The following is a 13576-nucleotide window of genomic DNA, read 5'->3' as shown; positions in this document are numbered from 1 at the left end:
TCCGTCTTGGGAGTCGGGTGGGACCCCCAGATGCTACCGTCGCGCCCCTTCCCGGCAGGGCCGGGGCGCGACGGCGCCTCGGGCAGGGTCAGAGGCGGATGGGCATCAGGATGGAGAAGGCGTCCTCGTCGGCGGAGCTGCGGATCGCCAGCGGGGCGATGGGGCCGTCCAGCTCCAGCACCAACTGCCCGTCGCCGGCGGCGTCGAGGGCGTCGAGCAGGTAGCGCCCGTCCACCCCGATCCGTACCCCCGCCGTCGACTCGTCCGGGCCGAGGATCCGTAGCCCGTGGTCGTCGGCGCCGAGCACCGTCACCGCGTAGGTCCGCCCGTCGTGCTCCCGGTCGATCGTGGGGGCGTCGGGGGCGCGCAGTGCGGTCCGCAGCGCGGCGGCGTCGACCGGGAACCGGTGGGCCGGTGGCGTACCCCCGGCTCGGGGCAGCAGCCGCCGGTAGTCGGGGAACTCGTCCGGCATCGTCGCCCCGGTGACCTCGCCGCCGTCGACCGCGACCAGGACGCGATCGCCGGTCAGGGTCACCGTCACCGCCGCGCTCCGCCCGGCCGCCAGCAGCGGCCGGATCTCGTCGACGACGACGGCGGCGGGGAGCAGCGCGCGCACCGGCGGGCCGTCGACCGTCCCGCCGGCCCGGGCGACCGCGAGTCGGTGCCGGTCGGTGGCGACCAGCCGGACCCCGTCCGGCTCGACGTCCAGCAGGACGGCGCTCAGCATCGGCAGATCGGGGTCGTCGCCGACGGCGAACCGGACGGCGTCGACGGCGTTCGCCAGCTCGACGCGGGACAGGATGAGGCGGGTGGTCATGGTGAGCTCCTCGGGGCCGATCAGGCTACGGATCCGGGAGAGCTCGCGGCGGGCATCGGCGAGGCCGTCCTCCAACCGGCGTTGGTGCGCGTCCAGCAGCCGGTGCACGTCGGCCGGCTCGGCCCGTACCGCGGCGGCGATCTCGGCGACCGGCATGCCGACCCGGCGCAGGCCGGCCACCAGCCGGGCCGACGCCAGCTGCGCGTCGGTGTACCAGCGGTAGCCGGTCGTCGGATCAACCCGGGCCGGCACCAGCACCCCGGCCGAGTCGTAGAACCGAAGCGCGCTGACCGTGAGGCCGCTGCCCCGGGCCAGCTCGCCGATGCTGCGCAGTTCGCTCTCCACGACCGGTGATCCTGTGGTCTCGACCAGGTCGAGGGTCAAGCCGCCGGCGCGGCCGGGGCGCCCAGCACGCGGAAGGTGATCCCGGCCCGGGTGAGCCGGCCCAGCAGCGCGTCGCCCATCGCGGTCACCGAGGTGACCTGACCGGCGGTCGGCGGCAAATCGTCCAGGGCCAGGCAGAGCGCGGACTCGGCGAGCATCTTCGCCGTCTCGTCATAGCCGGGGTCGCCGCCCGCCACCTCGGTGTGGACCCGCCGGCCGCCGCCCGCGCCGACGAACCGGACCCGGAACCACGACGTGGCCCGCTGCTGCGGGGTCGGCCCCTGCCCGGAGGCGAGCCGACCGAGCAGCCAGCGCCGGGTGGGCGCCAACCGCACCAGGCCGGCCAGGGCACCGAGGCCGGCCGCGCCGGCCAGCACGGTGGGCAGCCGGCGCACCGCGGCGAAGTGCCGGTAGCGGAAGTCCGGGCCGTACTCGGGGCGGGCCGCGGCCGAGCGGCGGACCACCTGCGGGTCGATGGTGGGCAGCGGCACCGTCCACATGCCCAGCTCGGCCGAGCGGGCGAGCCGGCCGGGCACCGCCCGGACCCGCCGGTCGGCCGGCCGCGGCTCGGCCGCCCGGCGCTCGCGGGCCGCCCGGCTGGCCTGCGCGGCTCGGGAGAAGGCGATCAGCGCCGAGTGGTAGGTGCCGGCGGAGATGCGCCCGCCGGCCCGGACGAAGCCGTCGACGGTGATCGGCACGTCGGTGGGGAGCTGCCGAACCGTGAACCAGACGCCCAGGTCGTGCGGGATCGAGTCGAAGCCACAGGCGTGCACCAGCCGCGCACCGGTGCGGACCGCCTCGGCGTGGTGGCGCAGGTACATCAGGTCGACGAACTCCGGCTCACCGGTGATGTCGAGGTAGTCGGTGCCCGCCCGGGCGCACGCGGCGACCAGCGGCTCCCCGTGGTGGATGAACGGGCCGACGGTGCTGGCGACCACCTGGGCGCTCTCCGCCACCGCGCGCAGCGAGTCGGCGTCGGTGGCGTCGGCGGTCAGCAGCGGCAGCTCGGCCAGCGCCGGATCGATCCCGGCGAGCCGCTCCCGCACCGCGCCCAGCTTGGCGGGACTGCGCCCGGCCAGCGCCCACCGCAACCCCGCCGGGGCGTGCCGGGCCAGGTAGTCGGCGGTCAACCCGCCGGTGAACCCGGTCGCCCCGAAGAGCACCACCTGGTACGCCCGCTCCCCAGCCATCCCCAGAGTCTGCCACCCGACCCACCGAGCGGCACACCCTCACTCACCCGGCCCCGCCCGGTCCACTGCCGAGTGGTCCGCGCGGAGCACCTCGCCGGTTTCGACCAGCTGCTTGGCCTGCCGCAAGGCGCCGGCGACCAGCAGGCCGGGATGGTCTCCGACCAGGTGCGCGGCGAGCCCGGCGGGCGGGGGCGCCCCGACCCGGGGCCGGGCCGCGAGTTCGCTGCCGCGGCCGCCCGGCGCCGGGCGTACCCGCACCTCCACCGCCCCGTCGAGCCGGCGCAGCGGCTCCGGCCACCGGCCGTCGGGCAACACCTCGTCCGGCGGGCGGTGCACCGTCACCACCTGCCATCGGGCCGGCTCCGGCCGCCCGCCGGTGCGGCCCGGCCACCGGGGTACGACCGGTGCCCGGGCCACCGCCCCGGCGGCCACCGATCCGGCGAGGGCGAGCGCCCAGCCGGCCAGCCGCCCGAAACGTCCCACCTCGTCCCTCCCGCCTCCTTCGCGGCCCCAGACCCGCCCCGCACCCGATCCTCGGCGCGGCGCGGGTGAAGCGGGCTCGCCCCGAAGGGGTGAACCGGCCCGCGCCGGGTAACCGCCCGCCGACCGGGGGTGGAACGCGTCCGTGGGGGTGGGCCGCATGCCGGAACAGCAGAGCGGAGCACGGGTGGAGACGGTGGCGCCGGCCGGTCCACCGCTGCTGGCCTCGCGGCTGACCCCGCCCGCGCCGCCCGAGCCGGTGGTGGCCCGGCCCCGGCTGCTGCGCCGGCTCGACGCCGGCAGCGCCGGGCCGGTCACCCTGGTCCGCGCCCCGGCCGGCTGGGGCAAGACCACCCTGCTCGTCTCCTGGATCCGGCTGGTCGACGCCGGCGCAGGGGAGGGGGCCGAGGTGCGCCCGGACGGCAGCGTCGACGACCGTGCGCGACCGGCCCCGGCGTGGGTGTCCGTGGAGTCCGGCGACGACGGCGACCGGCTCTGGTCGTACCTGGCGGCGGCGCTGCGCGCCACGGCGGACCCGCTGAGCCTGGCGGCGGCGCCGGTGCCGGACCGCCCGCCCCGCCCCGACCAGCTGGAACTGCTGGCCGCCGCGCTGGCCGCCCGCGAGCGGCCGGTGCTGCTGGTGCTGGACGACCTGCACCGGGTCACCGACCCGGCGGCGCTGGCCGGTCTGGAGTTCCTGCTCCGGCACGCCGACCAGCGGCTGCGCCTGATCGTCGGTGCCCGGGCGGGTCTGCCGCTGGCCGTGCACCGGCTGCGGCTCGCCGGGGAGCTGACCGAGATCGGCCCGGACGAGCTCGCCTTCACCGACGACGAGGTGGCCGACCTGCTGAGCGCGCACGGGGTGCAGCTGCCCGGCACGGCGCTGCGCCGGCTGCGGGAACGGACCGGCGGCTGGCCGGCGGCGCTCCGGTTCGCCGCGTTGGCGCTGCGCCGGCAGCCGGACCCGGCTCGCTGGGTCGCGCAGTACGGCGGCGACCAGCCGGAGATCGCCGGGTACCTCCACGAGGAGGTGCTGGCCGCGGTGGACCCGCCCGCCCGCGAGCTGCTGCGCCGGACGGCGCTCGCCGAGACGGTCTGCGCGGACCTGGCGGACGCGCTCACTGGCGGTTCGGACGCCGAGCGGACGCTGGCCGACCTGGCCGGCGACGGCGGTCTGTTGAGCCGCGACGACAGCCGCCCGCCCTGGTACCGCTGCCATCCGCTGCTCACCGACCTGCTCCGGGCCGAACTGGCCCGGCTCCCCGGCGAGGAGCTGCGCGAGCTGCACCTGCGCGCCGCCGGCTGGTACGCCGACAACGGCCGGCCGGCCGAGGGGCTGCGGCACGCGCTCGCCGCCGGGCGGTGGGACCGGGCCACCGAACTCTTCATCGCGCACTGGCCGGAGCTGGCCCCGTACGACCAGGTCGGCGCGGGCGGGCCGGCGCCGGCAGCCCCGCCGGCCGAGGCCGTGCGCCGCGACCCGGAGCTGGCGCTCGCGTGCGCCGCCGAGCGGGCGTACGCGGGTGACGCCACGGCCGCCGAGACGTACCTGCGCACCGCCGCCGCGAACGCCGACGCGCTGCCCACCCCGCGTCGCGACCGGTTCCTGCGACTGGCCACCACGCTGGAGCTGACCCTGGCCCGGCTGGCCGGTGACTCCGCCGAGGTACGCGCCGCGGCGGCCCGACTGGTCCGGGGCCGGCCGCTCCCGCCCGCCGGGGCGTCGCCGGGCGCCGAGCCGACGGCGGCCGAGCCGCTCCCGGTGTCGTCGAGCGGCGCCGGGCCGCGCGGAACCGCGACCGACGACGCCGACCTGCGTGCCTTCGCCGGTACGGCGCTCGGGTTGGCGGAGCTGGCCGACGGACAGCTGCCCACGGCGCGGTTCGACCGCGCGCTGGCGGCGGCCCGGGAGGCCGGCCGGCCGCGCACCGAGCTGGTCGGCGCCAGCCGTTCGGCACTGCTGCACGCCCTCCGCGGTGAGCTGCGCGCGGCCGAGGCGGCGGCCCGGGACGCGCTGTCCATGCCGCCCTGTCACGGGTGGGCCTGCCGGCTGGACTGCGGGTACGCCTACCTGACGCTCGCCGTGGTGGCGCTGCACCGCGACCAGCCCGAGGAGGCCGCCGCGAACCTGGCGCTCGCCACGCCCGCGACCGGCGGCGCGGAGCCGGACGAGCGTCCACCCGACCGCGCGGTCCCGGCGGGCGAGCTGACCGCCGCGACGGCGGCCGCGCTCTGCCGGGCCCAGCTGCTGCACGACCGGGGTGAGCCGGCGGCCGGGCAGCGGCTGCTGGCCGAGGCCCGGGACCGGCTCGCCGACCGGCCCGCCGCCGCCGAGTTGGAGCACTGGCTGCTGGCCGCCGAGGCGGATCTGCGCGGCGGGCGGGGCGACCTGGAGGGCGCCCGGGAGCTGCTCGCCGGTCGGGTCGGCGAGCGGGTCGAGCCGCTGGCGCCGATCGCGGTCGCGCTGGCCCGGGTCGAGCTGCGGGCCGGTGATCCGCGGGCCGCCGGGCGGGCGCTACCGGACTGGCGCGCGCCGGAGGCGGCCGAGTGGCCGCTGCCGGTACGTCTGCAGGCCGGGCTCCTCGACGCGGTCCTGGCTCGGCAGGGCGGGGACGAGCGTCGGGCCGGCCGGCTCCTGGAGGAGGTGCTCGACCTGGCCGGTCCGGACGGCTTCCGGCGAGTCTTCACCCGGGCCGAGCCGGCCGTCCGGGACCTGCTCGCCACCCATCTGGACACCGGCACCGCGCACTGGCCGATGGTGAGCGACCTGGTCCGCGGCGCGGACGTGCCGGCGGAGCGGGGCCCGGCGGAGCCGGGCCCGGCGCTGGACGAGCCGCTCACCGAGCGGGAGCTGACCATCCTGCGCTACCTGCAGAGCATCCTGTCCAACGTGGAGATCGCCAGCGAGCTGTCCCTGTCGGTCAACACGGTGAAGACCCACGTTCGCAACATCTACCGCAAGCTCGACGCGACCCGCCGCCGCGAGGCGGTACGGCGGGCGCGCGAGCTGCGGCTGATCTGAGGCTCAGGTGTCGGCCGCGGCGTCCACGGCGGCGAGCAGATCGGGCAGGGCGTAACCGCCGTCGTGGCGGACGTCGTTGACGAAGAGCGTCGGGGTGCCGTTGACCCCGCTGCGGATGCCGCCGACGAAGTCCCGCCGCACCCGGTCGGCGTGCGCCTGCCGCTCCACCTCGGAGCCGATCTCCTCTGGCGGTAGGCCGAGCTGCTCGACGCCGAGTGACAGGTGCACCGGGTCGAGCTGATCCTGGTGCTCGAAGAGCCAGTCGTGCATCTCCCAGAACCGACCCCGGGCCCCGGCGGCCTCGGCCGCCTCGGCGGCGCTCTCGGCGTACGGGTGCACGTTGGCGATCGGGAAGTGGCGGAAGACCAGCCGCACCGTCCCCTCCCGCTGCCGGAGCAGATCGTGCAGGTTGGGGTACGCCGCGCCGCAGTACTGGCACTGGAAGTCGCCGTACTCGACGACGGTCACCGGCGCGTCCACCGCGCCACGGACATGGTCGCTCTCGGTCACCGGCGTCCGGAGACGGGCGGTGACCTGCAGTGGCGTGGTCATCCGGCCACCACCTGCCGATCGGTGCCGAGCCGCTCCAGGGCGTCCAGGATGCCGTCGGCGCCCGGGTTGACGTCGGGCGGGGAGAGGTGGCTCCAGGCGACGGCGCCGTCCGGGTCGAGCACCACCAGCGCCCGGGCGGCCTCGCCCCGCGGGGTGTACGCGCCGTACGCGCGGGCGACCTCGCCCTTGGGCTCGAAGTCGGCCAGCAGCGGGAACGCGATGCCCTGGCTCTCGGCGAACGCCCGGTGCGACCAGATGCTGTCCACCGAAATGCCCAGCACGGCCGCCCGGTAGCGGTCGAACTCCGGCATGGCGGCCTGGTAGAGCGCCATCTGGTCGCCGCAGACCGGGCTCCAGTCGGCCGGGTAGAAGGCGAGCACCACCGGCCGCCCGCGGTATCCGCCGGGTCCGGTGTGCTGCCCGTCCGGGGTGGCCGGCAGGGAGAAGTCCGGCGCCGGCCGCCCCGGTCTGATCAGCCCGTTCGGATCAGTCATGGTTCCCACGCTCGCCCCCGGGCGGGTGAGGCCGGCTCACCCGGCCCGGGTGGTTCAGTGCAGCACCGGGGCGACCGCGATCTGGTTCTGCACCTCCCGGATTCCCGGCGCGGACCAGGCCACCCGCTCCACCTCGGCCCGTTCCGGGATCGAGTGGACCAGTCCGGACAGCACCACCGTGTCGCCGTGCACCCGTACGGTGACCCGCTCGGCCTCGCTAGCCCGGTTGCGGGCGAGCGCGTCGACTATCCGCTGGACCAGTTCGTGCCCGTCCGGGCGGATGGCCGGGCGGACGGTGATGCCGTTGCTGACCCCCTGCACGCCGCGCAGCCGGCTGACCACGCGTTCGGCGGCGCGCCGCTGGTACTCCCACTCCACCTCGCCGTGCATCGTCACCCAGCCGGCGGAGACGGTCACCTGCAGCTGCTCGACCGGGACGAACGCGTCCCACTCCAGCGCGCGTCCCACGTCGGCGGCGATGTCCGGATCGGCGCGTTCCGCCCCGCCGGGCAGCTGGACGGTCAGGTCGTTGGCGACCGCGCGGACCATGGCCACCCGGTGCGCGGCCCGCTCGGCCGCCCACTTCTTCGCGTAGCTGTCCACCCGGCCGGTCAACGTGACGACGCCCTCGGCGACGGTCACCCCGATCTCGTGGGGGCGTACCCGTGGCTCCCAGGTGAGCTCGTCGAGGACGTCGGACTGGATGTCCTGGTCGGTACGGGTGATCGTCGCGGTGGCCATCTGTCCCTCCTGAGGTTCGTGGGGCGGCACGCACCCCGGCCTGCACCGATCCTGTCGCCTGCCGGGGTGAAACCCCCTCGCCCGACCGGGGTGAGCCGGTGCGGCGGCAGTGGGCGACCGACCCGGTGGGAGCCCGTCGGAGAGGCGGGGCGGGCGGCCGGGTCGTACGCTCGCCGTGGCCACCCCGAGGAGGTATGACATGAGTCCGATCAGGACGGCCTATCTCACCGCCGCGCGCTCGGCCGTCGGACTGCTGGGCGACCCCGCGGTCGCCGCCCGCTGGGACACGCCGAGCGCGCTCGCCGAGTTCGGCGTCGCCGGCCTCGCCGGGCACCTCGCCTCGCAGGTCTTCCAGGTCGAGGCGGTGCTGGCCGAGCCGGTGCCGGAGGGCGACCCGATCGGGCTGCTCGACCACTACGCGCGCGGGAGCTGGGGCGGCGCGAGCGTCGACGACGAGGTGAACGTGGGCATCCGTCGGACGGGGGAGAAGATCGCGGTGGCCGGCGCCGCCGCGCTCGTCGAGGGGACCGCGGCGGCGGTGGGGCGGCTGGCCGCGGCGCTGGCCGACGAGCCGGCGGACCGGGTGGTGCACCTGGCCCGGGGCCCGTGGTCGCTCGCCCTGGACGACTTCCTGACCACCCGGCTGATGGAGCTGGCGGTGCACTCCGACGACCTGGCGGTCAGCGTCGACGTGCCCACACCGCAGCTGCCCGCCGAGGTGATCGACCCGGTGCTGTCCCTGCTCGCCCGCCTCGCGGTGCGTCGACACGGTCAGCCGGCGGTGTTGCGGGCGCTGACCCGGGCCGAGCGGGCTCCCGCCCTGATCAACGCGTTCTGACCCGCCGGCACGCGAAGGCCCCGACCGACGGTGGTCGGCCGGGGCCCCCGCGTCGGGTGGCTCGGGCGGTCAGCCGTCCTGGCCGACCGGGGAGTTCGGCCGGTCCACGTCGACGAACTCGATGTCGTCCGCGGCGCGGTCCTCGCGGCTGCCGGCGGCCCGGGCAGCGGTGCCGGCGGCCCAGCCGACGGCGGCGCCCACCAACGCGGCGCCGATCAGCAGCGTCCAGGGCAGCGCCGGCCGGCGGCCGGCGAGCGCGTCGAAGGCGAGGCTCGCCCGGTGCCGAGCCTCGTCGGCGGCGGAACCGACCAGGTCGCCGGCCTCGTCACCGAGGCGATGGCCACCGCGGCGAGCGGACCGGGCGGTGTCCCGGACGCTGTCCCCCGCGGCGTTGACGGCGGAGATCAGCTGCTGCCACGCCTGGTCCGCGATCCGCTCGGGCTTGGTGCGGCGGTCCACCAGGTTGGTTCCGAACATCGTGATTACCTCCTCGGGTGCCGGAGTCAGCGGCCACTTCGGACTCCGGCGTCTGTCCAGCGCCTCACGGTTCGCCTACCCGCCAGTGCCCCGCCCGCCGACGCCGCAAACCCGCCGCCTCGGGCGGTGGGTTCAGTGCAGCACGACCACGGCCGCGCCGCGGGCGAAGTCGTCGTCATCGTCATCGTCGTCGCCTCCGCCGCCGAAGCCGCAGGCCAGGGCGAGGGCGAGCAGGGCGGCGACGCCGGCCAGCCCGGCCAGTCTCTTGATCATCGATGGTCCTCTCCGTCGCGGTGCACTCCCGGCCGATGCTAGGCACCGCCGGCAACCGCACGGACCGCCCGCGCGCGTCCCCGGCGCGCCGGGTCGGCGGTGGGGCGCGCCGGGCCCGCGCCGTTTCGGCCGCGGTGGCGGGCACCGGTTACCCTGGTCCGGCGACGCGTCGGTTTGGCGATTCGCTGAACGAACAGACGAAGAGAAGACTCCGGACAAGGGTGACAAAGTGTGCCCTGATCCGCGAATTGCTCATCCTGAGGGGTGGCGACCGAGGCCGTCAGCGGAATACTCTCGGTCGCGGCCCGCGTACTGATGAGGCGCCCGGGGGACGGGCGGGTGGAGGTGCTCGCGTGAGCCTGTCGATTGTGAAGTCGGTTCTGTCCGGTGGTGTAGTGGAGATCGCCCCGCGCGGCGAGATCGACGTCGACACCGCGTACGAGGTGCGCGAGGCGATCGCCGAGGTGCTCGCCAAGGGGCGCCCGGCCCGGATCGAGCTCAACATGCGGCTCGTCACCTTCATCGACTCCGTCGGCATCAGCGCGATGGTCGCCGGCTTCCAGACCGCCGAGGTGAGCGGGGTCAAGCTGCTGGTCACCGAGCCGAGCCGGTTCGTGCACCGGCAGCTCTGGGTGACCGGCCTGCTCGGGCTCTTCGGCGCGCCCGAGCCCTACTACGCCGGCAGCGCCGCCCCCGAGGTGCTCCCCGGCGCCTGATCCGTCCGGGCGTTGCCAGCCCGCCCGGCGTACGCGACGATCGGGCGACCAACGGCGGCGGGGAGACGGTGTGCTCAGGCGAGACTCGTTCAGCTACACCGTCCAGGCGCGGTGCTCCCTCGCCGAGGCGACCGCGCTCCTGTCCGACCTGCGGCGGCAGGGCGAACTGCATCCGCTGATCATCGAGGTGCGGCAGCTCCCGCCCCGACCCGGGGCGCGCGCCAGCTACGCGATCAGCGACCGGTTGGCCGCCGGTCCGCTCCGGTTCCGGACGACCTACCAGGCAGACCTGCTGGTCAGCACTGACGAGGAGATCGTCATGGTGGCCCGGCAGTGGCCGGCCACCACGGTGCGCAACCACACCCGGCTGCGCGTCGAGCCCGGCGGGCTGGTCCGGATCGACGTCGAGATCACCCTCGCCGCGCCGGCGCCCCTGTTCGGGTACGCCTTCCGGCAGGCGCAGGCGGCGCACCTCGGCCTGGCCAGCCGGCTCGCCGCGGTGCTGGACGCGGCCCCGGGCGGCCCGAACGCCACCGACTGACGCCGCAGGTCAGCGCGCCGGGCGTCCGGTCATCGCCGACTGGCGGCGGCTCGCCACCGGCCCGGCCGCCCGACGTGGCCGGCCCCACGGCTTGTAGGTGGAGAGCACCGTCGCGATGATCATCAGGGTGGTCGACACGGCGGGCGCGATCACGAGGTCGGCCCGGTCCCGCGACGGCAGGGTGGCGCCGAGTTCCCCGGCGGCCCGAAGGTTCGGCGTGAGCAGCAGCAGCACCAACCCGACCATCACCGTCGTGATGAGCAGCTTGACCAGCACCCAGCGGTGCCGCAGCAGGCCCCACGGGGTGAGCAGCGCGCTGGCCAGGCCCACCAGCCAGACCAGCACGCTGAGCGGGGCGAACAGGGCGGTGCCGATCAGCGCGGCGACCGGGTAGACCACGGCCGGGTCGGCGCCCCGCTGCACGGAGATGCCGAGGGTGAGCAGGACCAGGTCGGTGCCGAGCCACCCGAGCGAGGTGACCAGGTGCAGCGTGAGCAGCGCCTTGCGGGTGCGGGGCGATAGCCGGGTCATGCCGACGATGCTGCCCGCGCGGGCCGGTCGATTCGTCCGGCGACCGACGACACCTCGGCTACGCCCGGCGACGTAGCGCCGCCGGTGGCGACGCCACGGCGGGCGTACGCCGGGCGGCCCGTGGCACGGACCGCCCGGCGGGCCGGGTCAGTAGACCGAGAGGTGCACGTGGTTGGTGTGGTCGCTGGACGGGTCCCCGCCTGCCCCGCTGTACGACTTCCAGCCACTGCTGGGTAGCCAGATCTGCCGGTACCAGATCACGTAGAGCACGGCGAGCCGGTCGGAGTTGCGGATGAAGTACGCCGCCAGGTTGTTGCCGTAGGTCTTGTCTCCGCCGGTGGCGTCGCCGCCGAAGCCGCTCTTCTGCGCGGCGAAGTCGCAGGCCCGACCCTTCGGGTGCTCGCCCGAGCCACCGTTGCGGTGGCAGGAGACGTACCGGGTGAAGCCGGCCGCCTTGGCCTGGTTGAGCGCGTGCAGGGTGCGCGGGGTGATGCAGCCGGTGGCCGGGGTCGGGTCGTTGACGCTGCAGGACTCCGGGGGCCAGGAGCCGTCGGAGTTGCGCCGGGCCGGGGTGGCCGTCGCGGTGGAGGTGCCCCGGTTGGAGACGTCCGCGGCGCGGGTGGCGTTGTTGTTCGCCACGGTCAACGCCCGCTCGGCCTGCTCCTTCCGCTTGGCCATCACGGTGACCTGCTTGCGCTGCTCGCGGATCTCGCCGTCCAGCGCGGCCCGGGTCCGGTTCGCCTCGTCCCGGGTGGCCAGCAGCTCGCGCAGCACCCGGTCCTCGTTCGCGGCCACCGCGTCCAGGGCGGCGGCCCGGTCCATGAAGCCGTCCGGGGAGCCGCTGTTGAGCAGCGCCGACATCGCGCCGAGCCGGCCGGTGCGGTAGGCCACCCCGGCGATCTCGCCGACCTTGCCGCTGCGCACGTTCAGCTCGGCCTCGGTGGTCTTCAGCTCGCCGGTGAGCTGCTGTTGCCGCTTCACCGACCGGTCCAGTGCGCTCTTCGCGTCCAGGTAGCCCTTGCTGGCCGCCTCGAGCTGGGCCCGCAGTGCGGGGGTGCCCCCCTCCTCGTCCTGCCCGGGGGCCGCGGCGAGCTGGCCGGTCGGGGGAGCGGCTCCGGCGGCGGTGCCGGGGGCGATCGCGACGCCGAGGGCGAGCGTCGCGGCGATCAGGGCCGCCATTCGGGCGGCGCGTCGTCGTACGGGTGCCACTGGTGGCATGCACATGTCCTTCCGTCAGCCGCCGACCGGGTTAGCTGACGGGTTCGGGACGGAAGATCCCTACCGCTGACGCGGATGCACCCCACGAACGTGGTTCCCCGGCTCGCCGTGTGGCGATTAGGCGACGGTCACCGCCGGCGCCGATGGGCGCCGCCTGGCGGAGGCCGGGACCGAGCCTACCGGTGCCAGGGCGACCCGTGCAGCAGAAGTGACAGAGGGTGCTGCTGTGGTTACCGGAAAATCCGACGTAAGCGGACGATAGCCACCCTGATTTAAGAGTGTCCTCATCACCACTCCACCGATCCGCAGGCCCCGGAGGTCGCTCCGGGCTCGATCTGCAGGGTGGCGTGCTCGATGTGGAAGTCCTCGCTGAGCGCCGTCCGGGCGGCGGCGAGCACCGCGCCGACGTCGGCCCCGGGCGACATGGTGAGGTGCGCGGAGGCCACCTCCATGCCCGAGGTGAGGGTCCAGACGTGCAGGTCGTGGACGCCGGCCACGCCGGGCACCTCGGCCAACCGGTCGTGCACGGCGGTCACCTGCAGGTGCTCCGGGGCGGCCTGGACCAGGATGCGGACCGCGGCCCGCCCGAGCCGCCAGGTGCGGGGCAGGATGAACACGCCGATGGCCACCGCCACCAGCGGGTCGGCCCACCACCAGTCGGTCACCGCGATGAGCGCCGCCGCGCCGATCACACCGAGCGAGCCGAGCAGGTCGCCGAGCACCTCGAGGTAGGCGCCCTGCAGGTTGATGCTCTCCCGGGCTGCCGAGCGCAGCAGTGCGAAGGCGCCCAGGTTGGCGAGCAGGCCCAGCGTGGCCACCACCAGCACCGGGCCGGCCAGCACCTCCGGTGGGTCGCCGAAGCGGCCGACGGCCTCGACCACCACGTAGACCGCGACGCCGGAGAGCAGGACGGCGTTCGCGAGCGCGGCGAGCACCTCGAGCCGGTAGAGGCCGAAGGTGCGTTGCGGATCCTGGTTGGCGTGCCGGCTGGCGGTGATCGCGGCGAGCGCCATGCCGATGCCGAGCACGTCGGTGAACATGTGCCCGGCGTCGGAGAGCAGGGCCAGCGAGCCGGTGCGGAACGCGGCCACGGCCTCGACCACCATCAGGCCGCTCAGCAGGGCGAAGGCCGCCCAGAGCCGGCCACGGTGATGCTGCGCGGCGTTCGCCACCGACCCGTGGTGGTCATGACCTGCGCCCACCAACTCACCCTCCGCCGACGGTCCGGACCGGTCAAATATATGCTCACATTGCTATGTGTGCAAGTAATTGACCGCGCTCAGTGGCGGCCGCGCCGCGCGC

The 13576-nt window shown here is 75.7% G+C and carries 15 protein-coding genes and 1 riboswitch; of the genes, 4 read left to right on the top strand and 11 right to left on the bottom strand.

Annotation, left to right across the window (positions count from 1 at the left end; genetic code table 11):
- Nucleotides 1–88 precede the first annotated feature (88 nt).
- Genes ACIBBA_RS27445 through ACIBBA_RS27435 form a run of 3 tightly spaced genes read right to left on the bottom strand, consistent with a single transcriptional unit; the run spans nt 89 to nt 2874 of the window.
- The gene (locus tag ACIBBA_RS27445; protein ID WP_396701053.1) at nt 89–1150 is read right to left on the bottom strand and encodes a MerR family transcriptional regulator; all 1062 of its coding nucleotides are present in this window, start codon (nt 1148–1150) and stop codon (nt 89–91) included.
- A 47-nt stretch (nt 1151–1197) separates the two neighbouring features.
- Entirely contained in the window at nt 1198–2391 is a 1194-nt protein-coding gene (locus ACIBBA_RS27440; RefSeq protein ID WP_396700859.1) for a saccharopine dehydrogenase family protein, read from the bottom strand.
- 39 nt (nt 2392–2430) lie between these two features.
- Nucleotides 2431–2874 carry a hypothetical protein gene (locus ACIBBA_RS27435; protein ID WP_396700857.1) on the bottom strand — a complete coding sequence of 148 codons (444 nt, stop codon included), beginning with the start codon at nt 2872–2874 and terminating at the stop codon, nt 2431–2433.
- Nucleotides 2875–3031: 157 nt separating this feature from the next.
- Between ACIBBA_RS27435 and ACIBBA_RS27430 the strand changes: the two genes are divergently transcribed.
- Nucleotides 3032–5893 carry a LuxR C-terminal-related transcriptional regulator gene (locus ACIBBA_RS27430; RefSeq protein ID WP_396700855.1) on the top strand — a complete coding sequence of 954 codons (2862 nt, stop codon included), beginning with the start codon at nt 3032–3034 and terminating at the stop codon, nt 5891–5893.
- 3 nt (nt 5894–5896) lie between these two features.
- Here the strand turns inward: ACIBBA_RS27430 and ACIBBA_RS27425 are convergent, their stop codons facing one another.
- The 3 genes from ACIBBA_RS27425 to ACIBBA_RS27415 are packed head-to-tail and all read right to left on the bottom strand — an operon-like array spanning nt 5897 to nt 7680.
- Nucleotides 5897–6445, bottom strand: a complete 549-nt coding sequence (locus ACIBBA_RS27425) for a DsbA family protein (RefSeq protein WP_396700853.1) — start codon at nt 6443–6445, stop codon at nt 5897–5899.
- Entirely contained in the window at nt 6442–6939 is a 498-nt protein-coding gene (locus tag ACIBBA_RS27420; RefSeq protein WP_396700851.1) for a redoxin domain-containing protein, read from the bottom strand. The genes ACIBBA_RS27425 and ACIBBA_RS27420 overlap by 4 nt, the downstream gene beginning before the upstream one ends.
- A gap of 54 nt (nt 6940–6993) precedes the next feature.
- Entirely contained in the window at nt 6994–7680 is a 687-nt protein-coding gene (locus tag ACIBBA_RS27415) for a BON domain-containing protein (RefSeq protein WP_396700849.1), read from the bottom strand.
- A gap of 199 nt (nt 7681–7879) precedes the next feature.
- On the opposite strand from ACIBBA_RS27415, the gene ACIBBA_RS27410 reads away from it, so the two are divergent.
- The gene (locus ACIBBA_RS27410) at nt 7880–8518 is read left to right on the top strand and encodes a maleylpyruvate isomerase N-terminal domain-containing protein (RefSeq protein WP_396700847.1); all 639 of its coding nucleotides are present in this window, start codon (nt 7880–7882) and stop codon (nt 8516–8518) included.
- 69 nt (nt 8519–8587) lie between these two features.
- On the opposite strand, the gene ACIBBA_RS27405 is transcribed toward ACIBBA_RS27410, so the two are convergent.
- On the bottom strand, nt 8588–8995 hold the full coding sequence (locus ACIBBA_RS27405; protein WP_396700845.1) for a hypothetical protein: 408 nt from the start codon (nt 8993–8995) through the stop codon (nt 8588–8590).
- 132 nt (nt 8996–9127) lie between these two features.
- A complete protein-coding gene (locus tag ACIBBA_RS27400) occupies nt 9128–9268 on the bottom strand; it encodes a hypothetical protein (RefSeq protein ID WP_396700843.1) in 141 nt (46 codons plus the stop codon).
- Between the two features lie 353 nt (nt 9269–9621).
- Between ACIBBA_RS27400 and ACIBBA_RS27395 the strand changes: the two genes are divergently transcribed.
- Together ACIBBA_RS27395 and ACIBBA_RS27390 are read left to right on the top strand one after the other, a co-directional pair.
- Nucleotides 9622–9984, top strand: a complete 363-nt coding sequence (locus ACIBBA_RS27395; RefSeq protein ID WP_396700841.1) for an STAS domain-containing protein — start codon at nt 9622–9624, stop codon at nt 9982–9984.
- Between the two features lie 70 nt (nt 9985–10054).
- Nucleotides 10055–10525: an SRPBCC family protein gene (locus ACIBBA_RS27390; RefSeq protein WP_396700839.1), complete on the top strand. Its 471-nt coding sequence runs from the start codon at nt 10055–10057 to the stop codon at nt 10523–10525.
- A gap of 9 nt (nt 10526–10534) precedes the next feature.
- Here the strand turns inward: ACIBBA_RS27390 and ACIBBA_RS27385 are convergent, their stop codons facing one another.
- From ACIBBA_RS27385 to ACIBBA_RS27375, 3 genes are all read right to left on the bottom strand, one after another.
- On the bottom strand, nt 10535–11056 hold the full coding sequence (locus tag ACIBBA_RS27385; RefSeq protein WP_396700837.1) for a hypothetical protein: 522 nt from the start codon (nt 11054–11056) through the stop codon (nt 10535–10537).
- Between the two features lie 147 nt (nt 11057–11203).
- Nucleotides 11204–12274 (bottom strand): coiled-coil domain-containing protein, encoded by a 1071-nt coding sequence (locus ACIBBA_RS27380; protein ID WP_396700835.1) that lies wholly within the window; start codon nt 12272–12274, stop codon nt 11204–11206.
- 4 nt (nt 12275–12278) lie between these two features.
- Nucleotides 12279–12408: riboswitch (cyclic di-AMP (ydaO/yuaA leader) on the bottom strand.
- 153 nt (nt 12409–12561) lie between these two features.
- Nucleotides 12562–13476 carry a cation diffusion facilitator family transporter gene (locus ACIBBA_RS27375; RefSeq protein ID WP_357049624.1) on the bottom strand — a complete coding sequence of 305 codons (915 nt, stop codon included), beginning with the start codon at nt 13474–13476 and terminating at the stop codon, nt 12562–12564.
- Between the last annotated feature and the right edge of the window lie 100 nt (nt 13477–13576).

Source organism: Micromonospora sp. NPDC051006 (assembly GCF_044456245.1).
GTDB lineage: Bacteria > Actinomycetota > Actinomycetes > Mycobacteriales > Micromonosporaceae > Micromonospora.
This window is presented reverse-complemented; position numbering and strand designations above follow the sequence as displayed.